Raw genomic sequence first — 22,940 nt, 5'->3', positions numbered from 1 at the left:
GGCACTGCCTCCACGGCCGCATCGACCGGCCAGTCCAGCAGCGTGTCGATGAACAGCTGCCGCACGCGCGCGATGTCGGCGTCCATGTGCTGCGGATCCCAGCCGCTCACATCGATCGGTGCCAGGACCGCCACATCCACCGTGCCCTTGCGCACGATCGCCGAATTCCGCCAGGCGATTTCGCCGGAGTTGCGGATGACGAGCGGAATGATCGGCACCCCGGCCTCGATCGCGATATGGAAGGCGCCCTTCTTGAAGGGGCCGATCCGCGGCGTCATCGAGCGTGTGCCCTCCGGCGCCACCACGAGCGAGAGCCCGCCACGCAGGGTGTCGACGACCGGTTCCAGCGCCGCCTTCGCACTCGTGGTGTCGGAGCGATCGATGAAGGTCGCCTCGGCGAATCGCAACAGCGGGCCGAAGACCGGGTTGGTGGTGACCTCCTTCTTCACCACCGCGGTGAATCCCGAACGCAGCACCGCGGCCAGCACCACCATGTCGAACTGGCTCTGGTGATTGAACAGGAAGACGGCCGGACGCGGCTGCCGGGCGTGCTCGACGCCCACCACCCGCACCCGCACGCCCGTGGTGCGCAGGGTGGCGTCGGCGGCGGTGGCGATCATGGCGTCGGCCATCGCCCGGTGACGGCGGGTGGCGGCGCGGGAGGCGACCCCGAAGGCGGCGCCGCTGAGCAGCCCGGTGAAACCGACTGCGGTACGGGCGAAGTCGGTGACGCGGGCCGGTTCCCGCGGCTTGAAGGTGAGGGTCGGCCAGTCGCGTTCACCGGCGGTCATGGACATGCGCGGGCCCGGATTGACCGCGACCGGATGGCCGACGGTTTCCAGCAGTGGGATATCGGGGGCCGCGTCGGCATAGGCGTAGCTGTCGGCGGGATCGATATCGTGTTCGGCGGCGAAGCGCCGCACCGCCGCGGCCTTCTCGTTGCGCCACAGCGGTTTTCCCTCGGTGAAGCCGGTGAGGACGCCGTCGGCGGTGGCCATCGCGGTGTAGAGCACGTGGTCCACCCCGAGTTCCCGGGCCACCGGTAGCACCTGGAAACGGGTGAGGCTGGTGACCATCACCACCGTGTGCCCGGCCGCCTCGTGCTCCCGGACGAGTTGCCACGCTTCGGGATACACGTGCCCGTAGACGGTGCTGCGGAACAGTTGTTCGCCGAGTTCGGTGAGCTCCTCCTCGGTCCGGCCCGCCCACACCCGGGCGAGGCGCTGCAGGAAGCGCTCGTACTCACCCTCGGTCCGCGAACCGCGAATGCTGTACAGCAGCGTGTCGGTCAGTGCCCGGCGCGAGTCGCGTCCGCGCAGCAGGCGCAGCGGTGCGGCGGCGGGAGCGAAGCCCGCGACCACCGTTCCGCCGAAGTCGAATACGGCCGCCACTCGCGGGCCCTGTGGCCCGGTCCGGATGGCGGAAATCGCTTCGGAAAGGTTCACACTGTCCCCTGCGGTGCGCGGCTGGACGGATCGAGAGCGGCCGCACGGGAGATGCGAGCGCCGATGGTGCGCAGTTCGTCGGCCAGCTCACGGCGACGCCGCGCGAGATCCGGTGTGCCCGGATCGAGCAGACCGTAGTTCTCGGCGAGTTTCACCGCACTGGAGAACAATTCGGACGATACCGATTCGGTGCTGTGCAGCCGCTGCTGCAGCAGCATCTGGCGTCCGACGGCCAGGCATTCGTCGATGAACTGTTTGCGGTCCAGCGGTGCGGCCGGATCGGCGGCGGCCAGGCGCTCGGCCACCACGAGCTGGGCATCGAAGAACGAGCGCACCACGCGGTGCGCCATGATGAATCCCGAATCGGCCAGCGCGCAGACCAGTTCCGCGGCACTGCCGCGCTGCTCCCAATCGCGGTCCACCAGGAGCATCTCCGCGCTCATCTCGGCCGCGAATTCGATCCGGTCGGGGAAGAAGAACTCGAATTTGAGCAGATCGCGCAGCCGGTAGGCGGCATCCCAGATGGCCTCGATACCGGGTGCGGCGCCGGCCTGCTGGTCGGCCACCTCCAGAATCGCCAATTCCAGAATCGCCCGGTTCACGAACCAGTGCACGGCACTGTTGCGATAGAACGCGGCTTCCAGATGGGCGCCGGCCTCGATCGAATACACCGGTTCCAGCCCGCCCCGGTACACCGTCACCACCTTGGCCAGCGACAGCTGTTCCAGAACCACCGCCAGACCCTGATCGTCGCGCAGCGTATCCAACTCGCCGGTCGGCAGCGCGCGGCGTGAGATGTAACCACGGACCGGCTCCAGCGTCTGGCGCACCTCGCCGAGGGTGAGTGCGCGCTCGTGCACACCGAGCAGGGCCAGCGTCACCAGCGCGTTGACCGTGACCGGAGTGACCGCGTTGATGCCGACCGCCACCTCGAAGGCCAAGCGCTGCACGGCTTTGCGCTGCCGGTCCGACACTTCTTCCGGATCCGGAGCGAGCGATTCCGCGATCGGCTGCATCGGATCGCCGTGGGCGGCCAGCCGGTCGCGCGCCGAGAGCGGCGCGCCGAAACGGACGTAGACGCGCCCGGCGGAATGTTGCTGGCTGCGGATGTAGCGGGCCAGCCAGGTCAGCCCCTCGGGCTTCTTGGCGCCGCCGACCTGTTCGGTCGCAATGGATCCCAACTCGTTGAGCCGTTCGTAGGTGATCGACACCGGCACCAGCATCACATCGTCGATGCGCCGCGAACGGATGGCCGAGGCCAGGTAGTTCAGCAGTCCGAACCGGGGCGGGCGCAACTTCCCGGTACGGGTGCGCCCACCCTCGAAGTACCACTCCAGATTGAAGCGTTTGGCGAGCAGATAGGCGAAGTACTCCTCGACCACGGCCTTGTAGATCTCGTCGTCGCCGAAGCTGCGGCGAATGAAGACGGTGCCGGTGCGACGCGCGATCGGCCCCATCGGCCAGAAACCGAGATTGGCGCCGCCGATCACGTGGTTGGGAGGAAAGTCGTTGCGCGCCAGCGCGTCACCGAGGACGAAGGCATCGACATAGGAGCGATGCGAGGGCAGGAACACCAGCGGGTAGTTGCGATTGAGGCGCCGCAGGGCCGCGAGCCCCGACCGGTCGCAGTCGATCCTCCAGGCCGAGGCGTGCACCGGCCGCATCGCCTGGGTGAACAGATCCGAAATAAGCCGGCTCTGCGCGGCCACGAGTTCGCGCAGCGCCTTCTCGGCCCGGCGGTACACCTCGCGCGGTTCGGTTCCGGTTTCGGTGGCGATCGTGTCGAGGCGGCGCAGGAAGTCTGGGGAGTCGAGAATCTCCTCGACCACCATCCGGGGAACCTTGTACCGGTCGCCGATCACCGATCGTTCGGCGCGTTCCAGCGCCACCGTGCCCGCACGGACGATCGCCCGCGCGAACGGTTCCGAACTTTCGGCGGCCCCGGGGTTGTTCGTACGCAGATCGCTGAGCCGTGCGGGCTGTCCGGTGAGAATGAGATGCCGGTCGGGCGCCTTGTCCACCAGCCGGCGCTGCAGCAGCCGGTGGGGCCGGCGCGGATTGCTCAGCAGCGCCAGATCGGCGAAGGTGGTGCGCCGCACGCCGTCTCGTTCGGGCGGCAGCCACAGCACCCGGATCGGGATCACCAGCGGGTCGTCGCGGCGGCCGACGAGCCGGGCGGCGATAGCGGCGGCGTCCAGGTCGATCTGCGTGACGGGAGCGTCGATTCCGAGTTCGGCGGCGATCCCGCCCTCGGCGAGCCAGCCGCCGATCAATTCGCGTTCCACCGGCGACACCGCGTCGACCAGGGCGACGGCCGAGCGCGGCAGATCCTTCGCGGTACTCGGAGCCGGATTGCCGGCAGCGTGATCGATCATGGCGGGCCCCTCCTCGACGGCGCTCCACCATTCAAGCTCGCGGAAGCATATTCGCGCAGGAAGTTGACCATGACGCTCGCAAAGCGATTCCGATGTGTGCTCCGGCACAATACCGAAAAGGACAGGTAATGCTAACCTCACCTCTTGTAGTTAGGTAAGCGTAACCTTGGAGGAACGGTGTCGACCACGGACGAGCGGGTGCGAAACGGTTACGGGGACGATCCGGGGGCGACGGGGCAGCTGGCAACGGGGGCGGAGGTGACGGGCACGGCGTCGGCGATCGCACCCGCCGACGCCATGGCGGCGCTCGCCGCGGCCGACCGATTCGGCGAGTACATCGGTTACGAGGGGCCCGACGGCTGGGTGTTCGCCGCCGATCCGATCGGCAGCATCGAATTGGACTCCGGCGAACTGCGTGTCGAATGGGAGGGCCGGTCCACCGTCGAACCGTGGCAGGGCCGCCCGGCCGCGGTGATCGACGCGGCGCTGGCCACGCTGCCGCTGCGGGGTCGCAACGCCTACGGCTGGATCGGATTCGAATTCTGCGCCTGGGCGCTGGGCGCCGATGCGCACGTTCCGGCCCGAACCACCCTCGCGCACCTGATGATTCCGCGCATCCAGGTGCGCATCGACGCCTCCGGCGTGCGGGTGTCCGGTGCGACGCCCCGCGAGACCGCAGAGATCCACGAACTGATCGCGCAGGCGAGTGCGACACCTCCGGCGTCGGCGCGGCCGGTGGATGTCACCATCGATCCCACCGACTATCGCGGCCGGGTCGCGGAGGCGGTCGACGAGATCCGGGCCGGGCGGTATCAGAAGGTGATCCTGTCGCGAAAGGTGGATCTGCCCTTCCCCGTGGACGTTCCGCAGACCTATCGGCTCGGGCGCGCCAACAACACGCCCGCGCGCTCGTTCCTGTTGCGACTGGGCGGCCTGGAGGCGGCCGGATTCAGTCCCGAGCTGGTGGCCTCGGTCGACCGCCATCGGGTCGTGACCACCGAGCCGCTGGCCGGCACCCGCGCCTTCGGTCGCGGCGAGACGGCCGATGCCGCCGCGCGCGAAGAGCTGGTGGGTGATCCGAAAGAAATTGTCGAGCACGCCATTTCGGTGCAGACCTCGTTCGGCGAGATCGCCGCGGTGGCCGAGCCGGGCAGCACCGCCGTCTCCGATTTCATGGCGGTGCGCGAACGTGGGAGTGTGCAACATCTGGCCTCCACCGTGCGAGGCACCCTAGCCGAGGGCAAGAGCGCCTGGGATGCGCTGGAAATGCTGTTCCCCTCGGTGACCGCCTCCGGTATCCCCAAGCGCACCGGCGTGGACGCGGTGTTCCGTCTCGACCACGACGCCCGCGGCCTGTATTCCGGTGCGGTGGTGACCGTTTCGCCGGGCGGTGCGCTGGAGGCCACGCTGGTGCTGCGGGCGATCTACCAGACCGCGGAGGGTGCCTGGCTGCGTGCCGGAGCCGGCATCGTCTCCCAGTCGCGCCCGGAGCGCGAATTCACCGAGACCTGCGAAAAGCTGGGCAGCGTAGCGCCTTACGTCGTCGAAGCCCGATAGAACGAGCCCGGCGGGACTTCCCGCCGAGCTTTCTCGTGCCGGAGGGGCCGTCGGACGAGAGTTCGGTACGGCGGTCAGGCTCGGTTCGGCGCGGTCGCGGTCTGCGTGTCGTAGCGGGCCCGCAGCACCTTCTTGTCGATCTTGCCGACGGCGGTGAGCGGCAGCGCGTCGGCCTGTTCGAGAAGGTCGGGCAGTTTGTAGGTCGCCAGGCCGCGAGCGGTGAGGAACTCCTTGATCTCGGCCAGGCTCGGCATCTCGCCGTCGATCACCAGGACGGCACAGACCTTTTCGCCGAGGGCCGCGTCGGGCAGTCCCACCGCGGCCGCGTGCCGGACCGCGGGATGGGCCAGCAGGTGTTCCTCGAGTTCGTCGCAGGAGACGTTCTCGCCGCCGCGGTTGATCACATCCTTGATCCGGCCCGAGACGATCAGATGCCCGCTCGGCAGTTGCCGCACCAGATCACCGCTGCGGTAGTAGCCGTCGGGGGTGATGGCGCGGGAATTGTGTTCCGGCGCACGGTAATAGCCGCGAATGGTGTACGGACCACGGGTGAGCAGTTCGCCCTCCTCGCCGGGTGCGACGTCGTTACCCTCGCCGTCGACCACGCGGACCTCGTCGGCGGGGGAGAGCGGGCGGCCCTGGGAGATCAGAATCGTTTCCTCGGCATCGTCGAGGCGGGTGTAGTTGATCAGTCCCTCGGCCATGCCGAACACCTGCTGCAGGGTCGCGCCCAGGGCCGGAGTCACCTCGCGGGCATTGACCTCGGCCAATTTCGCGCCACCGACCTGTAGCAGCCGCAGGCTGGACAGGTCGGCATCCTCCCATTCCACCGCGGCACACCACAATTGGGCCAGCGGCGGCACCACCGCCGTCACGGTGACGCCGTGGCGTTCGATGGTCGCGAACGCGTTCTCCGAGCTCGGGTCGGCCAGCATGACCACCGACGCGCCCGCGGCGACCGCGCCCAGAATGCCCGGGCAGGAGAGCGGAAAGTTGTGTGCGGCGGGCAGTGTCGCCATGTACACGTCGTCGGAGGTCAGTGCGCAGATCTCGGCGCCGGCGCGGGCGTTGTAGTGGTAGTCGTCGTGGGTGCGGGCGATGAGTTTCGGCAGGCCGGTGGTGCCGCCGGAAACGAGCATCACCGCGATACCGGACGCATCGACTTCCGGCAGCGAATCGCCTTCGCGCGCAATCGTTCTCAGATCGACGTAGTCGCCGGGATCGCCGAGTACGAAGATCGTGCGCAACGACGGCACCCGCGCGGCCACCGCGGCCGCCAGTTCGCGGTAGTCGAAGTCGCCGATCTTGTCGGCGACGATGTAGCCGGCGGCCCCCGACAGCCGGGTCAGATGTTCGATCTCGGCCTGCCGATGCGCCGGCAGGGCCAGTACGGGCACGATCCCGGCGCGCAGCAGCCCGAACAGCACCTCCACGAATTCGGTCACATTGGGCAGTTGAACCACTACGCGGTCGCCGGGCTCGAGTCCGGAGGCGAGTAGCCCGTGGGCCGCGCGATCGGCGCGGCGATCGAGTTCGGCATAGTCGATCGGCCCGCTCTCGGTGTGCAAGGCGGGACGCCGAGGCCCGCGGCGGGCGGCGTCGCGCAGCAGCTCGCCCAGCGGTTCGCCGCGCCAGTAGCCCGCGGCCCGATAACTTTCGGCGAGTTCGGCCGGATACGGTGCGTAACCGTCGAGCAGGTCCTGCTGAGCGGGGGATATCGAAGTCACGGGTAACGCCTCACCGGTCGAGCTGCGCAGTGTCGAGCTGCCTTAGATAGGTTAGGCAACCCTATATCAGGTGAGGTCGTGTCGCGTCACGGGCGGCCCGAAACGCCACGGCCCGGCTCGCGACAACAGCGCGGAGCGGCCGGTGCCCGCCTAGACTCGTGCGGGTGAGCGGTTGGAACATCTCCGATATTCCGGACCAGAGCGGTCGCACGATCATCGTGACCGGCGCGAACAGCGGACTGGGCGCGGCCACCACCAGGGCCCTGGCGCAGGCCGGTGCGCAGGTGATCATGGCCTGCCGCGACGAGGTGAAGGCCCGGGCGGTCGCCGACACCATCGGCGAACGGGTGCAGGTGCGCAGGCTCGACCTGGCCGACCTGTCCTCGATTCGCGATTTCGCGCGCACGATCGAGGGCGCCGATGTGCTGATCAACAACGCCGGCGTGATGGCCCTGCCGCTGCGCCGCACCGCCGACGGCTTCGAAATGCAGTTCGGCACCAACCATCTCGGCCATTTCGCGCTGACCGGACTGCTGCTCGACAAGATCTCCGATCGCGTCGTCACGGTATCCAGCGGCGCCCATATGATCGGCCGCATCGACCTCGCCGATCCGAACTACCAGCATCGGCGCTACGAACGCTGGCGTGCCTACGGTCAGTCGAAACTGGCGAATCTGATGTTCGCCTACGAACTCCAGCGCCGCCTGTCCGCGGCCGGTTCGCCGAAGGTCTCGGTCGCGGCCCATCCCGGCTACGCCAGCACCGAACTGCAATCGCATACGGAGTCGTTCCTGGACGCGATCATGGCCCTGGGCAACCGGATTCTCGCCCAGTCGGCCGAAATGGGCGCGCTACCAAGCCTTTACGCCGCCACTGCGAAGGTCGAACCCGGCGCCTTCTACGGCCCGACCCACCTGGGCGGCCTGCGTGGTTATCCCGAGCGCTGCGGCTCCTCGGCCGCCTCCCGCGACGAGGTCACCGCCCGCCGCCTCTGGGACCTGTCCGAACAACTCACCGACGTGACCTACTCGTTCGCCCGCCGCTGAGCCGCTTCGAATCGGTGTGATCGGCATCACTTCCGCGGATGTCACACCGGGTGGGTGCTGCGCCGTCATCTCTGTGTAGCGACGCCGCGAAGCGCGGCTCACTGTGTACAGGAGGATGGTCATGGAACCCCGTTTCGCTCTGTTCAGCAACGAGATCGCCGCCAAGTTCGTCAAGCGGATCGGTAACGCCGGCCAGGTCGTGGACAACTCGCCGCTGCCCAAGGCGACGCAGGAACTGGTCAAGCTGCGCGCCAGCCAGATCAACGGCTGCGGCTTCTGCACCGATATGCATTCCAAGGATGCGGCCGCCGCGGGCGAGACCTCGGTGCGGCTCAACCTGGTCGCCGCGTGGCGAGAGGCGATCGTGTTCACCGATGCCGAGCGGGCCGCGCTCGCGCTGACCGAGGAAGGCACCCGCCTCGCCGATGTCCACCGCGGCATCAGCGAGGAGACCTGGCAGCAGGTGCGCAAGCACTACGACGACGAGCAGATCGGCGCCCTGATCTCGCTGATCGCGCTGATCAACGCCTACAACCGGCTCAACGTCATCGCGGGCACCCCGGCGGGCACCTATGAGCCCGGCATGTTCTGACCGCCGCACGCGAATTCGGGCCCGGCACAGGATCGTCCGATCCCGGCCGGGCCCCGTCGCGTCCGCCGCGCCTGTGGGGACCGTCACGTCCGCCCACCCGGTCGAATCCACTCCCGCCGCGCCCCTGGTACAGTCACCTTCGTGCAGCGCGCGTATTTCTGGTTTACCAAGCCGGCCCCGGGTGGGTCGGTCGGTGACCCGCGCTGACCTTCTCCCACCCCGAGCCGGATTGCAGACCGGCTCCACGGGATCTCGTTCGGTGGGTCGGCCTGAGAAAAGGAACCCATCATGACCACCGCAGCCGATGTCGATGCCTCACACAGTGACCTCGACGATCAGCGCACGCTGAGTATCAGCCCCCTGCTCTCGCCCGCCGAGGTTCGCCGCGAGCATCCGATCGACGATGCGCTCGCCGACACCGTGCGGGCCGGCCGCACCGCCACCGTGAAAGTCCTCGACGGCGCCGACGACCGCCTGATGGTCGTCGTCGGTCCGTGTTCGGTGCACGACCCCGAGGCCGCTCTCGACTACGCGCGCCGCCTGGCCGCCAAGAGCGCCGAACTCTCCGATCGCCTGCACATCGTGATGCGGGTCTACTTCGAGAAGCCGCGGACCACGCTCGGGTGGAAGGGCCTGATCAACGATCCGCATCTGGACGGTTCGTTCGACGTCAACACCGGTCTCGGACTGGGGCGGCGGCTGCTGGTCGACATCACCGGTCTCGGACTGCCGGTGGCCTGCGAATTCCTCGATCCGATCACGCCGCAGTACATCGCGGACTTGGTCTCCTACGGTGCGATCGGCGCGCGCACCGCGGCCAGCCAGGTGCACCGGCAGCTCTCCAGCGCGCTGTCGATGCCGGTCGGGATCAAGAACGGCACCGACGGTGATGTGCAGGTGGCCGTGGACGGGGTGCGCGCGGCCGGGGCCAGCCACGTCTTCCCCGGCACCGACCTCGACGGTCGCTCGGCGCTGATCCGCACCAGCGGCAACCCGGACTGCCACGTGATCCTGCGCGGCGGGAGCGTCGGCACGAACTACGACGCCGCCTCCGTCGCCGAGGCCTGCCTGCGCCTGGAGAAGGCCGGGCTGCCGCAGCGAGTGGTCGTCGACGCCAGCCACGGCAACAGCAACAAGGACCACAACAAGCAGGTCGACGTGGTCACCGATATCGCCGAGCGCATCGCCGCGGGTGACCGCGCGGTGGTGGGTGTGATGATGGAGAGCTTCCTGGTCGCCGGCCGTCAGGACCTCACCCTCGGCCACGCCGACGATCTGACCTACGGCCAGTCGATCACCGACGCCTGCCTGGACTGGGAGACCACGGCGGCGCAGCTGGACCGCCTCGCCGACGCGGTGGCCCGGCGCCGCGGCTGAGACAGGATCGCGGTCACCTTCGTTCGCGGCTCGGGGCGAAGGTGACCGCTCGATCGTGCGCCGCGCCGATCACACGTGGGCCGCGTGCAGACGGCGGACCGCCTCGTCGAGTGTGTCGTCTCGCTTGCAGAATGCGAAGCGCACCAGGCGGTTCCACGATTCGCGGTCGTCGGCGAACACCTCGATCGGGACCGCGACGACGCCGAGCCGCTGCGGCAGCTCCCGGCAGAAGACCAATGCGTCGGCCGAACTCAACGGACTGATATCGGCGCAGACGAAATAGGTCGCATCGCTGCGCTTGACCCGGAATCCGGCATCGGCCAGTGCCTCCGAGAGCCGAATTCGCTTGTCGGACAGGCTGTCACGGAGATCGGCGATCCACTGCTGCTCGTGTTCGAGGGCGTAGGCGACCGCCGGCTGGAACGGCCCGCCGCCGACGAAGCTCATGAACTGCTTGGCGGCCAGCAACCCGTCGATCAGTGGTGCCGGGCCGCACGCCCAGCCGATCTTCCAGCCGGTGACGCTGAAAGTCTTGGCCGCACTGGAGATCACGATCGTGCGCTCGACCATGCCGGGCAGCGTCGAGATGCTGATGTGGGTGTTGCCGTCGTAGACGAGATGTTCGTACACCTCGTCGGAGACCACGATCAGGTCGTGCTCGCGAGCCAGCTCCGCGATCGCCTCGAGGTCGGCCCGGGACAGGATCGCGCCGGTCGGGTTGTGTGGCGAATTCAGCAGCAGCATGCGGGTTTTCGGCGTGATCGCCGCGCGTAGGCTGTCCAGGTCGAGGACGAATCCGTTGCCGTCCGGCACCAGCCGCGCGGTGCGGCGGGTGGCGCCGGCCAGGGCGACCACCGCGGCGTAGGAGTCGTAGTACGGCTCGATCAGCACCACCTCCTCGTCGGCCTCCACCAGGCCGAGCACCGCCGCCGCGATCGCCTCGGTGGCCCCGACGGTGACCACGACCTGCGATTCGACGTCGTAGTCCACCCCGTAGCGGCGCTTCCGGTCCGCCGCGATCGCCCGGCGCAGCACGGGCATCCCGCGCCCGGGTGGGTACTGGTTCAGCCCGTCGGCGATGGCGGTGCGGGCCACCTCCAGCATCGCGGCCGGGCCGTCCGAATCGGGGAATCCCTGGCCTAGGTTGATCGCGTCGTGGCGCACGGCCAGCTCGGTCATCTCCGCGAAGATCGTGGCGCGGAACGGGCGCAGGCGGGCGACGGTGGGGATGGCTGGCATGGTCCCAACGTAGCGATACCGCCGTCGTGCCCGCGGCGCACACCCCGGGCCGGGGATCGGGGCGATGCTTGCCGCCCGTTCGCTACGGTTGCGGTGCGATAGCGAAAGGCTATGTTTCACATTTCATTCGGGCTTCTGACCTGCATGGTTGTGCGGTTTCCTGGTGACAGCTAGCCTCCCCGTGTTCTATCTCACAACCACTTCGGTGGTGGCTCGAAAGGGGCGATGTATGGCCTCCTATCTCGACCTTCTGCTGCATCCGGCGGCGGGAACGGTCCTCGGATACATCAACGACACCCTGCACAACATCTTCAGCAACGATTGGGGCTGGGGATCCTCGACGCCGAACTGGGGTACCGGATCGTCCACGGGCAACTGGGGACTCGGTTCGAGCACCCCGGACATGTGGACCGGTTCGTCCACTCCGTAGTCACGAGCCGCCGGGACGCTCGATGCGTTCCGGCGGCTACGCCGGATCCCGGGGCAGGCGAATGCCGCCGAGCTTCGCGGGATTGGCGACATCGTAAGTGCCCCAGACCAATCCGTCGCGAACGGTGAAGCCGACCACGCGCGGAGGTGATCCCGGCGCACCGTTGCGCGGGGCGCGCTCGTGCAGCAGCAACCCGAGTTGGCCGTTGACGCCGACGAATTCGAATCGATCGGAACCGGTGGGCGAGAGTTCGGCCTGTTCCACCTGATACATCCGGATGAGCCCGAGGACGAACCGCGCGATCTTGTCCGCGCCGACGATCGCCCGCGCCGCCGTCTTCGCGGTGCCGCCGGTATCGCCGATGAACACCGAATCCGGATGCAGGGCCGCGACGACCGCCGCCACATCGCCGGAATACAGCGCCTCGAGCAGTCGCTGGACGGCGGCCAGATGTTCGGTGTCCGATACCGGTTCCGGGGCCGCGGCCAGGGATTTCCGGGCCCGGACCGCGAGCTGGCGGGCCGCCTCGGGCGTCACCTCGAGCAGTTCGGCGATCTCGTCGAACGGCACCGAGAACCCGTCGTGCAATACGAAGGCCACCCGCTGCGGCGGCGTCAGGGTGTCGAGGACCACCAGCGCGGCGAAACGGCAATCCTGTTTGCGCACTACCGATTCCAGCGGATCCGGCAGGCTGGAGGGCGTCACGCGGGTCACGATCGGCTCCGGAAGCCATTGTCCCACATAGCTTTCCCGCCGGACGGCGGCGCTGCGCAGCCGATCCAGGCAGATACGGCTGACCACGGTCGTCAGCCAGGCGCGCAGGTCCTCGATCTCGGACTGATGGGTGGTGGCCAGCCGCAGCCAGCTCTCCTGCACCGCGTCCTCGGCGTCGGCCACGCTGCCGGTCAGCCGATAGCCCACCGAGAGCAGATGCGCCCGATGAGATTCGAACAAATCGGCGAGCAACGCGGCAACCATTGGTCCGATTCTACGGTCGCCGGAAATCCGCTGGGCCACCGCTGGGTTGCGTGCCAGCATGAAGCCGTGGAGGACTGTGAACTGACCGACGGGACGGTGTGGTTGTCGCGCCCGGCCGAGGCCGATATCGACGCGATCGTCGCGTGCTGCCGGCAGCCGTCGATCCCGGAGTGGACGACGGTGCCGGTGCCGTATCGGCGGGCCGACGCGGTGGGATTCCTGACCGATATCGTCGCGCCCGGGTGGGCGGCCCGCAGTCCGGTCTGGGCCGTGCGCACGGGAGCGCAGGGGCCGGTGGCCGGCATGGTCGGCCTCGAGGCCGGGCCGCAGCCCGGGGCCGCCGAGATCGGCTTCTGGCTCAGCGACGCGGTGCGCGGGCGCGGGTTGATGACCCGCAGCGTCCGGCTGGTCTGTGATTTCGCTTTCGCCGCCGAGGGGCTCGGCCTGGCCCGCATCGAGTGGCGGGCGTTCGTCGGCAACCTCGCCTCCGCCGCGGTGGTGCGGCGGACCGGCTTCCACTACGAAGGGCTGCTGCGCGGGGCGGCTGTGCAGCGCGGCGTGCGCAGGGATTCCTGGGTCGCCGGGCGGCTGGCCGGCGACCCGCCGGAGCCGGCCACCGACTGGCCGCCCCTGCGCGGGTCCGGATCGGCGCTCTGACGCGTCCGGCTGCGAGTGCACTCACAGCGAACATCTGCCCAGCTCGCGTAGGGTTGATGAAGGTTTGTCGGGGGTCCCGGCAACAATGTGGGACGTATTCCTCGTGCGCAGGGGGCGCAGGGGGCCGGCCCGAGAATCTGGAGGAGGTGCCGTGACGGACGGACCGCTCATCGTGCAGAGCGACAAGACCCTGCTGCTCGAGGTCGACCACGAGCAGGCCGATGCGGCCCGGCAGGCGATCGCGCCGTTCGCCGAACTCGAACGCGCACCCGAGCACGTGCACACCTACCGGGTCACGCCGCTGGCGCTGTGGAACGCGCGGGCGGCGGGGCACGACGCCGAACAGGTCGTCGACGCGCTGGTCAGCTATTCGCGTTATGCGGTGCCGCAGCCGCTGCTGGTCGACGTGGTCGAGACCATGGCCCGCTACGGGCGGTTGCAGCTGGTCAAGCATCCCGCCCACGGCCTGGTGCTGGTGAGCCTGGATCGCGCCGTGCTGGAAGAAGTGTTGCGGCACAAGAAGATTCAGCCCATGCTCGGCGCCCGCATCGACGACGACACGGTCGTCGTGCACCCGTCCGAGCGTGGGCGGATCAAACAGATGCTGTTGAAGATCGGCTGGCCCGCCGAGGACCTCGCCGGCTACGTCGACGGCGAGGCACATCGCATCGATCTGGATTTCGCCACGCACGAATGGCATCTGCGCGACTATCAGGAGCTGGCCGCCGACTCGTTCTGGGCCGGTGGTTCCGGTGTGGTGGTGCTGCCCTGCGGGGCGGGCAAGACCATGGTGGGCGCCGCCGCGATGGCCAAGGCCCAGGCGACGACGTTGATCCTGGTCACCAACACCGTGGCAGGTAGGCAGTGGAAGCGAGAACTGCTCGCCCGCACCTCGCTGACCGAGGAAGAGATCGGGGAGTACTCCGGCGAGCGCAAGGAGATCCGCCCGGTCACCATCGCGACCTATCAGGTGATCACCCGCAAGACCAAGGGCGAATACAAGCACCTGGAACTGTTCGACAGCCGCGACTGGGGCCTGGTCATCTACGACGAGGTCCACCTGCTGCCCGCCCCGGTGTTCCGGATGACCGCCGACCTGCAGTCGCGGCGCCGGCTCGGGCTCACCGCGACGCTGGTGCGCGAGGACGGCCGCGAGGGCGACGTGTTCTCGCTGATCGGCCCGAAACGCTACGACGCGCCGTGGAAGGACATCGAGGCCCAGGGCTGGATCGCGCCGGCCGACTGCATCGAGGTACGGGTCACCCTCACCGAAGCCGAACGCATGGCCTACGCCACCGCGGAACCGGAGGAACGCTACAAGCTCTGCTCCACCGCGCGCACCAAACTCCCCGTCGTCGAATCCATCCTGGCCCGGCACCGCGACGCGCCCAGCCTGGTGATCGGGGCCTATCTCGATCAGCTCGACGAACTCGGCGAACACCTCAACGCTCCGGTCATTCAGGGTTCGACCCGCACCAAGGAGCGTGAGGCGCTGTTCGACGCGTTCCGCAACGGTGAAATCCCGGTCCTCGTGGTCAGCAAGGTCGCGAACTTCTCCATCGATCTGCCGGAAGCGTCCGTGGCCGTCCAGGTTTCGGGCACCTTCGGTTCCCGTCAGGAGGAGGCCCAGCGTCTGGGCCGGCTGCTGCGCCCGAAGTCCGACGGTGGTCAGGCGCATTTCTACTCGGTGGTGGCACGTGACACGCTGGATGCCGAATACGCGGCCCACCGCCAGCGTTTCCTTGCCGAACAGGGGTATGCCTATCGCATCACCGATGCGGACGATCTGCTGGGCCCGGCGATCGGGTAGGGCAGCCGATCGGGCCGCGGTGGGCGCGCCGCTGGGTTACCGCTGCCGGACAGATGTGAGGATTTGACACGTGCGACGCTTCGAATTCGCGGTCGACCGCGAACATGCCCGGGCGGTGAACGAAGTCGTCCGCGATATCCGGCGGCTGCGGATCCTGGCCTTCACCGCGGCCATCGTGCTCGGCCTCGGTACCGCGGGGCTGATCTGGCTCAATCACCCGTATTCGTTCCTCCTGGCGGTGGCCTTCGCATTGGCGACCATCACCGCGCTGTTCGTGGCGCTGTGGACGCCGTACCGCTCGCGCATCGAGAAGTTGTACGCCGAGGGCGAGCTGGTCCCGGCCGTGGTGTCGGGACGGCACCCGAAGGGGATCACGCTGCTCGCGCTGGTGAACCTCGCCAAACCCGGCGCCGTGCCGCGCTACGCGCTGATCACCCGCGTCGTACGTGCCCTGCCGGGGCACGACACCGACGCGGGGGAGCAGGTTCCGGCGGTGACCGTGCGGGCCGATCGCGCGCCGCGGTCGGTCGGCGATCTGCGCCAAGCGGTGAGCGCCATGCCGATCGCCTGGGGCACCCGCGACCTGGGCGTGATCGAGCGCGCCCGGACCGCGATCAGCGATGTGGAATGGAAATTGCTGGCCGACAATCTCGGCCTCGCCGAGAAAGTGGGCCGCGTCGATTCCCAACGGCTGCTGCTGGATCCGCAGCAACTGCCCGAGGAACTGCGCGGGTGACGCGTGTGGCGGTTCCGGCGCGCAGCGGGGCCGACTAGCATCGGCTGATGGTCGGCACACCGTGCCGCGAAAGGGGTGGAGGGTCGATGAAGTCGCATGCCTGGGCACGGTGTCTCACGGCGGGAGCGTTGTGCGGGGTGGCGCTGGTGCTCCCCGGCCAGGTGCAACCGATCCCGGTGCTGGCCCAGCCCGCCGCCGATCCGTTCACCGGATCGCCCGGCCTCGGCGACCCCTACTATCCCGACGACGGCAACGGTGGCTACGACGTGCAGCACTACGACGTCGCCATCGATTACGACCCGCCGAGCAGGCATCTCGCTGGTACGGCGCGGATCGACGCAGTGTCGACGCAGCCGCTGCGCGCGTTCAACCTCGACTACGCCGGGCCCGCGGTGTCCAAGGTGTCGGTGAACAACCTGCCTGCGGGCTTCACCACCGGCGGTGAACACGAACTGACTGTCACACCGGCGCTGCCGGTGCTGCCCGGGCTGCCGTTTACGGTGACGGTCGACTATGCGGGTAACGAATCCGACGACCCCGATTCCGGCTGGACCATCTCACCGAGCGGCGGTGCCTTCGCCGCCGGTGAGCCGCATTCGGCGACCACCTGGTACCCGCTCAACGACACACCCTTGGACAAGGCGACTTTCGACTTGCGGGTGACGATTCCGCAAGAGTGGCAAGCGGTTTCGAACGGACTGCGAATCAGCGATACCGTCGCCGGCGACAAGCGGACCGTGACGTGGAGTTCGAAACATCCCTCGATCGGCTATCTCACCACCGTCGCGATCGACCACTTCGATTTCCTCGAACAGCGCCGCGCGAACGGCACTCCGCTGATCAGCGCCTTCGCGCCGGGTGCGGACAAGGGCAAGGCACTCGAGCAGCGGCTGCCGGAGGTGCTCGATTTCCTCGAATCCCTCTACGGCCCGTATCCGTTCGAAAGCGGCGGCGGTATCTACGTCGACACCGACCTGCACTTCTCGCTGGAGACCCAGACCCGGCCCATCTACGCGCCGTGGACCGATTTCAACACCGTCGTCCACGAGAACACCCACCAGTGGTGGGGTGATTCGATGTCGGTGCGGAACTGGTCGGATGTGTGCCTCAACGAATGCTTCGCCAGCTATACCGCCGATTATCTGTGGCCGGAACGGAAAGAGGGTAAGGATGTCGACGCCCTCTACCGCCGCACGATCGCCAAAACCCTCGACAAGCCCGCCTACTGGGAGATTCCGCTGCAGAATCCCGGCGCCGGAAACGAATTCACCACGGTGTATTCGCGCGGACCGTTGTTCCTGCACGCCCTGCGCCACGAACTCGGTGACGACGTGTTCTTTCCCGCCGTAGCGCAATTCGTGCGGTCCCATGCCTACGGTAATGCTTCCATGCCGGAATTCCGCAGCTTCATCCAAACGAAGACCACGACGGATCTCAGCGGATTCTTCACCGCCTGGCTCGACACCACCACCCCGCCGCCGGACGAGTACCTGTACCCGGGTTCGCTGCGCGGCTGATCCGCTGTTGTCGCCGAAGATGATCGGCGGCAGCCTGTTTCGCGGTTATCGGTCCAGTTCGTCCACGCGCTGCTGCGCCTGCTCCAGTTCGGTATCGGCTCGTCGCAACGCCGCTTCGGCGGATGTCACCCCGGCGGCGGCGAATCGGCGGGATTCCTCGGCCTGCGCGAGTTCGTCGCGCAACGCGGTGATCCGCTCGTCCAGCGCGGCCACGTCGGAGCGCTGCCGTTCGAGGTCGTCCGCCGTCGAATCCCTTTCCACCCGAGCAGATTCCAGCGCTTCCCGGGCGGCAGCCCGCTCCTCGGCGCCGGTGTCGGCCGGTTCCTCGGGCCGCTCGTCGGGAACGGCGGCCAAGGCGGGCCCGGCCGGGCCGAAACCGGCGTAGTCGACCGCGGCGGTCAGCACGCCGGCACGGACCTGGTCGGTGACCTCCGGATCCGCCAGTGCCGCATTGAGGGTCTGCGCGACCTCACGCAACACCGGCTCGGTGAGCTTCTTCCCCGCGTCCGAGGCGAGGCGAGCGGCCTTGTCCGTCAACGCGTTCACCGCTTTGCGGCGTTGGTCGGCGAGGGTGCGCATCCGGTCGGCGGACAGGGTGCGCTGCGCCTCGCGCAACGCCTCGCCGAGATCCAGCAGTGCCCCCAATTCCTGGGTTGCCTTGTGCGCCAGCAGATTCACCGCCCACGCCGCGACGGTCGGGCGCCGCAGCCGCGATATCGCCGTGGCCAGCTGTTTATCGCCGTTCGCGCGCGCGGTGCGGGCCGCTTCGTCGCGAGCGGCCACGAATTCGGCGGGGTCGAGGGCATAGAGCTCTGCGGTCGTCTGCTCGAGCTTCATGCTGCAGAGCGTAACGATTCGGGCGAGGATATCGACTACAGATCGCGCGTGTGCGGCTGCGCTCGCGGATATTCGAAAGGTGTATCGGATCGTGAATTATTTCGGGCTCCTGCTTCTCAACCACCTGCTGCCCAGCATCGTCAACTATTCGCTGATGGGTATGTACGGCCTGCACTCGCTGCATATGTGAGGCGGGACCCGCCCGGCAGGGCGGGCGGGTATCCTCCCCACCACGTTCGCCATTGGTGAACGGCTCGGCGAGAAAGGTTTTCGTAGGTGAAGTTCGCAGGACCGAGACCGCTCAAGGGTCTCGTGCTGGCGCTCATGGCGGTCGCCGCCCTGACTGTGACCGGCTGTTCGATGTTTTCCGATGCGGCAAAATCCGACACCGCCCGCGCGAAGGTCGGTGACTGCATCAACGTGCTGGAGGGATCGCCCGCAGATTCCAAGACCGAGCCGGTGGATTGCTCCTCGGCCAAGGCCGTCTACACGGTGAAATCGACCTCCGACAAGAAGCAGGACTGCGGGGCCGAATACTCCTCGTACGAGGAGACCTTCAACGGCGGTACCACCGCATTCCTGTGCCTGGCGCCCAACCTCAAACAGGGCAGCTGCTATCACGAGGACAAGACGACCGGATACTCCTACGCCGACTGCGACTCGGCGGACGCGACGGTCAAGGTCGTCAAGCGGGTCGACGGTCAGAACGACGAATTCCTCTGCGATGCGAATTCGACCTTCCTGACGCTCTCGGAGCCCAAGACCACGTTCTGTCTGGCCAACCCCAAGAGCTGAGGCCGCTACGAGCCGCGGTTCACGGCTCGACCAGGGCCACCGACGCGATCCGGTGCAAGGTGAAGTGCCGGATCGCGCCGGTGTCCGGATCGGTGGCATCCAGCTGGCCACCGGCCACCCGCACCGGTTCCACGATGCGCTGGGTGGCCACGCCCTGGGCGTCGACGTAACCGATATGCACCGGGCGGCGCACCCGCACCGCCAGTTGCAGCAGCGCCAGTGTGGCCGCGGTACTCGTGCGGGTGCCGTCGCTACGCACCCGCTGCCCGGACCGGCTGCGGGCGGCCTTCTCCCCGGCGCGCAGTTCGCCCACCAGCAGCCGCAGCTGTTCGGCACTGGGCGGGGTGGGCCGCCAGGCGTGGCGTTCGTTCGGCCGGGTGGACAGCCGCGCCCCGCGCGGGCGCAGATCCACGATCGCCCCCGACGAATCCTCACCGGCCGGACTGAACCCCGCCGCGCGCAGCTGCTCGAGCACCTCGCCCAGCGGCGCCTGCGAGATCGCCACCGTCGGCGCGACGGCTCGCAACGCCAGCTGTCCCGCCACGGGTGCCGCCAGCACCTCGGCCAGCAACGCCGGATCCTCACTGCGCACGAACGATTGCGCCATCCCGACGCGCAAGCGCCCGTGCCTGCGTGCCACGTCGTCGATCAGGTACGTCAGCGATTGCGGGACGGGGGTGCGCGAATGGGCGGTGAACAGCTGATGCAGTTCGGCGGCGGTCATGCCGGCGTCGAGCGCGCGCCGCACCGACCCTTCGCCGATGCGGTAGACGGTTGCCGCGCCCGCGGATTCGATATCGGCGACCAGGGCGATGCGCTCCCGCAGTTCCGGCACGAGCGGCCCCGGGGCGACCACGGTCAGATCGGCTTGCACCAGCACGTGATCGACCGGTTCGGGCAGGGCCGCGTCCATTTCGGCCTCGGCGTCGGCGACGGTGCCGTGCAGCAGCGCCCGGCCCGCGGAGGTGAGCGCGCCGCGGCCGACCACGCCCAGCGCCGCCGCCTCCGACAGCGTGCGCTCGACCGCCTCGATGCGGAAATGCCTGCGCCGCCGCGGCATTCGCCAGCTCAGTACCCGCGCCACATCGGCGGCCGTGATCGCCGTACCCGGCGGGAACTCCGCGGTCACCGCCAGGATCGCACGCCGATCGGGGACCGCGTGCGCGGTGCGCAGCTCCGCCGAGAGGGCGGCCAGCGGCTTGTCGTTCACATCGCGCAGGCCGATCATCCACGGGAAGCGGTCCAACTCGAGCCAGGCGTGCGCGAGCACCGCCCACCGGCGCGCCGCCGGGCCCTCCAGCCAGCCGTCCGAGGCGATCGTGGGGGCCCAGAAATCCTCACCGGCGTCGTTGTCCGGCGGCGGCTCGGGAATTCCCTTGTCCAGCAGCCGGGCCGCGGCCAGCACCTCCACGAGCAGCCCTACCCGCGTCTCGTCGAGCCCGGTCTGTTTGGCGATGCGCCGCAGTTCTCGCACCCCCAGGCCGCCCGCCCGCAGCACCGGCGCCGGTACCTGGGAGACAACCTCGAGGATGTCGCCGGCGTGGCGCAGCAACTCGCCGACCTCACCGGCCGCCGCGGCGTTCACGTCGGCGGCGGAGTGCTCGCGGGTCTGTGGCTGCGGGGGCGTGAGCACGTGGGGATCGGTGACCGGTTCGCGCCGCAGCACCTGGCCGACGGCCGGAGGGAGTTCGACGGTCTCGTCGTCGATCCAGATCAGCAGCCGGCGGGCCAGTAGCCGCTGGATGGGCCGCTCCGCATCGGTGCCGGGCGCGGCGTCGCGGGTGCGGCCGCGGGGGCCGGTGGTCGCGAGCTTGTCCAGCAGAGCGCGTTCGGCGCCGCCGATCTCGCGCAGCGCCGTCTCGATCTCGGGCTCTGTCAGTGCGTCGGGGAGTTCCGTGGTGGCCCCCATCGGCCACGGCAGGGCCTCCGGCGCGGCGGGCACGACGAACAGTTCGTCGGTGCCCCACACCACCGCGCGCTCGATCAGGCGCGCGAGCGCGGCGTCGACAGCGGCGGCGGATACCCGATCGGCGAGCAGTTCGTGCAGGCGCCGGCGCGGCAGCGGGCGCTCCTGGCGGCCGCCGCCGAATGCGTTGTGCGCGGCGAGAGTTTCGATCACGGCGAACTCGAGTGTGTTCAGATCGTCGGCGGCACGCAGCACCGATGCCCGCTGTTCCGCGCGGGCGGCCAGTACGGTCATCGAACCGGGCAACGGCACGGCGAGGTCGGGGCGCAAACCCAGCAGCCGGACCAGATCGTCGTCGCTGCGGGAGCTCAGCCAGTCGGTGAGTGTGCCGAGCTCGGCGGGCCCGGCGTCGGCCCCGGAATGCGTCCCGGCGCCGTCGTCGGGGGCTCGGGCATCGGTCGTGGTCATCCAATCCAGACTACGGCGAGCGAACATGCCAGAATGAGGCCGTGGTGAACAAATCGAAGAAACCCTACGTCGACAACGGCTGGCCCGAGGTGGACCACGGTGACCATGCGGTTACCGAATTGTCGTCGACCCGTTCCGGTGGCCTCTCGCCCTACGGTGAGGACACCGAGTTTCCGGTGCCGGCTGACACCCTGCCCTACGTGCATCCGCACACGGTGGTCAACCGCTGACGCGAACACGAAGAAGACCCGCGTTCCTGTAATAGGAAGGCGGGTCTTTTTCGTATCCGGGGTCCCGTATCCAGGCGTCCTATCCGGGCGGACATCGCCGCGCTCGCGTCGCAGGCAGGCCGTCGGCGGGCATACACGCTTCATGCTCCCCGGAAACGCAGGGAAGGCCCGCATCGCGAGATGCGGGCCTTCCCTGCAGGGGGAAACTATGTGAGCGGTCTAGTTGGGCAGCAGGCCCTTGTTCGCCTCGTAGAAGTTCACGATCGACGGATCGAGTTTGGCGCCACTGGCTTTGAAGGCGTTGTACGCGTCGAGCGCCGGTTGCGGCAGCTGCACGCCCTGCGCCTGTGCGGCGGTGACGGCCTTGTCGACGGCGGAGAACACCTGCTGGTTGCCATCGGCAGGGGCCTGGGTCGAGGCTTCGCTCTCGGCGGCACCCGGCTGCCAGCGCGGGGACTGAGCGGGAGAAGCGGGCACCTCGCGCTGAGTGGCGCTGCCGTGCAGGCCGAGGCTGGAGGAGCAGGAAGGCCACGCGCCCCAACCCTGGGTCGCGAGCACCTTCTCGGCGACCGCGATCTGCTGGTCGCGGCTGGCCTGGTTGGCGGAGGGGGCGTACTGCGTGCCGCCGTGAGCGGCCCACGTCGACTGCGAGAACTGCAAACCGCCCTGGTAGCCGTTGCCGGTGTTGATGCCCCAGTTACCACCGGATTCACACTGTGCGAGGCGGTCCCACTCCGAATCGGGAGCCGCGGCGGCGTGTCCAGCGAGAGCCACACCCGCGCCACCCATGATCGCGGTGGAGACAGCGACCTTGGCGACGGTGCGACCGGTGTTGGTCTGCTTGCGATGGCGTCCACTCATATCGGGTCGTCTTCCTCTCGTACGCGCCTGCGAGGTGAGCTGTCGGGTTCGGACTGAGAGGCCGTCCGGTCCCGGCTCGCCGGGACTTCACCCCAAGGGATCGGTCGTTGCCGGCCGTTCCCGCTTCCTGCGGAGGCTTCGAAACTCGGTCGAGCTCCGAAAACCTCTGTGGGAACGTGGGTTCCCCGCCCTCGCCCCTGGTTCCGTCGGGGTCCGTACCCGCGGGGCGAGGCTCGGTGCGGCGGGCCGGTGGTGCCGGGATGTCCCGGCTGCGATAGACGGTACGACGATCCGGCTGAAAAATCACTATTTGGTAACCGGCGTGTATGGCCGGTCGCGCTGTGCCGCAAGACCTTC

Annotated in this window: 19 protein-coding genes and 1 riboswitch; of the genes, 11 read left to right on the top strand and 8 right to left on the bottom strand. The window is 68.6% G+C overall.

From position 1 onward, the window contains the following. Together ACPCUW_RS02515 and ACPCUW_RS02510 are read right to left on the bottom strand one after the other, a co-directional pair. A partial coding sequence (locus ACPCUW_RS02515) for an HAD-IB family hydrolase (protein ID WP_423423534.1) occupies positions 1-1,445 on the bottom strand: 1,445 nt, incomplete at its 3' end. Continuing rightward, entirely contained in the window at positions 1,442-3,820 is a 2,379-nt protein-coding gene (locus ACPCUW_RS02510) for a glycerol-3-phosphate 1-O-acyltransferase (protein WP_082940867.1), read from the bottom strand. The genes ACPCUW_RS02510 and ACPCUW_RS02515, both read right to left, overlap by 4 nt. 177 nt (positions 3,821-3,997) lie before the next feature. Between ACPCUW_RS02510 and ACPCUW_RS02505 the strand changes: the two genes are divergently transcribed. Further along, entirely contained in the window at positions 3,998-5,377 is a 1,380-nt protein-coding gene (locus ACPCUW_RS02505; protein ID WP_423423533.1) for a salicylate synthase, read from the top strand. A 74-nt stretch (positions 5,378-5,451) separates the two neighbouring features. Here the strand turns inward: ACPCUW_RS02505 and ACPCUW_RS02500 are convergent, their stop codons facing one another. After that, positions 5,452-7,104, bottom strand: coding sequence for a (2,3-dihydroxybenzoyl)adenylate synthase (locus ACPCUW_RS02500; RefSeq protein ID WP_423423532.1), 1,653 nt, complete (start codon positions 7,102-7,104; stop codon positions 5,452-5,454). Positions 7,105-7,268: 164 nt separating this feature from the next. Between ACPCUW_RS02500 and ACPCUW_RS02495 the strand changes: the two genes are divergently transcribed. The 3 genes from ACPCUW_RS02495 (at position 7,269) to ACPCUW_RS02485 (ending at position 10,119) form a co-directional block, all read left to right on the top strand. Beyond that, a complete protein-coding gene (locus ACPCUW_RS02495; protein ID WP_423423531.1) occupies positions 7,269-8,150 on the top strand; it encodes an oxidoreductase in 882 nt (293 codons plus the stop codon). Between the two features lie 121 nt (positions 8,151-8,271). Next, entirely contained in the window at positions 8,272-8,742 is a 471-nt protein-coding gene (locus tag ACPCUW_RS02490) for a carboxymuconolactone decarboxylase family protein (protein ID WP_030513251.1), read from the top strand. Between the two features lie 288 nt (positions 8,743-9,030). Further along, the gene (locus ACPCUW_RS02485) at positions 9,031-10,119 is read left to right on the top strand and encodes a 3-deoxy-7-phosphoheptulonate synthase (protein WP_423423530.1); all 1,089 of its coding nucleotides are present in this window, start codon (positions 9,031-9,033) and stop codon (positions 10,117-10,119) included. 69 nt (positions 10,120-10,188) lie between these two features. Here ACPCUW_RS02485 and ACPCUW_RS02480 read toward each other — a convergent pair whose 3' ends face one another. After that, a complete protein-coding gene (locus ACPCUW_RS02480; RefSeq protein ID WP_423423529.1) occupies positions 10,189-11,358 on the bottom strand; it encodes a pyridoxal phosphate-dependent aminotransferase in 1,170 nt (389 codons plus the stop codon). Between the two features lie 229 nt (positions 11,359-11,587). Between ACPCUW_RS02480 and ACPCUW_RS02475 the strand changes: the two genes are divergently transcribed. Beyond that, on the top strand, positions 11,588-11,788 hold the full coding sequence (locus ACPCUW_RS02475) for a hypothetical protein (protein ID WP_030513254.1): 201 nt from the start codon (positions 11,588-11,590) through the stop codon (positions 11,786-11,788). Positions 11,789-11,824: 36 nt separating this feature from the next. On the opposite strand, the gene ACPCUW_RS02470 is transcribed toward ACPCUW_RS02475, so the two are convergent. Then, entirely contained in the window at positions 11,825-12,766 is a 942-nt protein-coding gene (locus tag ACPCUW_RS02470; protein ID WP_064907647.1) for a sigma-70 family RNA polymerase sigma factor, read from the bottom strand. A 66-nt stretch (positions 12,767-12,832) separates the two neighbouring features. On the opposite strand from ACPCUW_RS02470, the gene ACPCUW_RS02465 reads away from it, so the two are divergent. From ACPCUW_RS02465 to ACPCUW_RS02450, 4 genes are all read left to right on the top strand, one after another. Further along, positions 12,833-13,423: a GNAT family N-acetyltransferase gene (locus ACPCUW_RS02465; RefSeq protein ID WP_423423528.1), complete on the top strand. Its 591-nt coding sequence runs from the start codon at positions 12,833-12,835 to the stop codon at positions 13,421-13,423. Positions 13,424-13,574: 151 nt separating this feature from the next. Next, entirely contained in the window at positions 13,575-15,233 is a 1,659-nt protein-coding gene (locus ACPCUW_RS02460; RefSeq protein WP_063017064.1) for a DNA repair helicase XPB, read from the top strand. Between the two features lie 70 nt (positions 15,234-15,303). Beyond that, positions 15,304-15,969: a DUF3239 domain-containing protein gene (locus tag ACPCUW_RS02455; RefSeq protein ID WP_063017066.1), complete on the top strand. Its 666-nt coding sequence runs from the start codon at positions 15,304-15,306 to the stop codon at positions 15,967-15,969. Positions 15,970-16,055: 86 nt separating this feature from the next. Beyond that, the gene (locus ACPCUW_RS02450) at positions 16,056-17,486 is read left to right on the top strand and encodes a M1 family metallopeptidase (protein WP_082857299.1); all 1,431 of its coding nucleotides are present in this window, start codon (positions 16,056-16,058) and stop codon (positions 17,484-17,486) included. Positions 17,487-17,531: 45 nt separating this feature from the next. Here the strand turns inward: ACPCUW_RS02450 and ACPCUW_RS02445 are convergent, their stop codons facing one another. Next, positions 17,532-18,323 (bottom strand): hypothetical protein, encoded by a 792-nt coding sequence (locus tag ACPCUW_RS02445; protein ID WP_423423527.1) that lies wholly within the window; start codon positions 18,321-18,323, stop codon positions 17,532-17,534. Positions 18,324-18,599: 276 nt separating this feature from the next. On the opposite strand from ACPCUW_RS02445, the gene ACPCUW_RS02440 reads away from it, so the two are divergent. Continuing rightward, a complete protein-coding gene (locus ACPCUW_RS02440; RefSeq protein ID WP_104363257.1) occupies positions 18,600-19,118 on the top strand; it encodes an LppU/SCO3897 family protein in 519 nt (172 codons plus the stop codon). A gap of 19 nt (positions 19,119-19,137) precedes the next feature. Here the strand turns inward: ACPCUW_RS02440 and ACPCUW_RS02435 are convergent, their stop codons facing one another. Further along, the gene (locus tag ACPCUW_RS02435) at positions 19,138-21,492 is read right to left on the bottom strand and encodes a helicase-associated domain-containing protein (RefSeq protein WP_423423526.1); all 2,355 of its coding nucleotides are present in this window, start codon (positions 21,490-21,492) and stop codon (positions 19,138-19,140) included. A 41-nt stretch (positions 21,493-21,533) separates the two neighbouring features. On the opposite strand from ACPCUW_RS02435, the gene ACPCUW_RS02430 reads away from it, so the two are divergent. Further along, positions 21,534-21,722 (top strand): hypothetical protein, encoded by a 189-nt coding sequence (locus ACPCUW_RS02430; protein WP_063017070.1) that lies wholly within the window; start codon positions 21,534-21,536, stop codon positions 21,720-21,722. Positions 21,723-21,941: 219 nt separating this feature from the next. On the opposite strand, the gene ACPCUW_RS02425 is transcribed toward ACPCUW_RS02430, so the two are convergent. Continuing rightward, positions 21,942-22,583 carry a resuscitation-promoting factor Rpf1 domain-containing protein gene (locus ACPCUW_RS02425; RefSeq protein WP_030513264.1) on the bottom strand — a complete coding sequence of 214 codons (642 nt, stop codon included), beginning with the start codon at positions 22,581-22,583 and terminating at the stop codon, positions 21,942-21,944. A 9-nt stretch (positions 22,584-22,592) separates the two neighbouring features. Beyond that, positions 22,593-22,802, bottom strand: a riboswitch (cyclic di-AMP (ydaO/yuaA leader). Positions 22,803-22,940: the final 138 nt, after the last annotated feature.

The sequence above is a fragment of the Nocardia sp. AB354 genome (assembly GCF_049538315.1).
Lineage (GTDB): Bacteria > Actinomycetota > Actinomycetes > Mycobacteriales > Mycobacteriaceae > Nocardia > Nocardia nova.
This window is presented reverse-complemented; position numbering and strand designations above follow the sequence as displayed.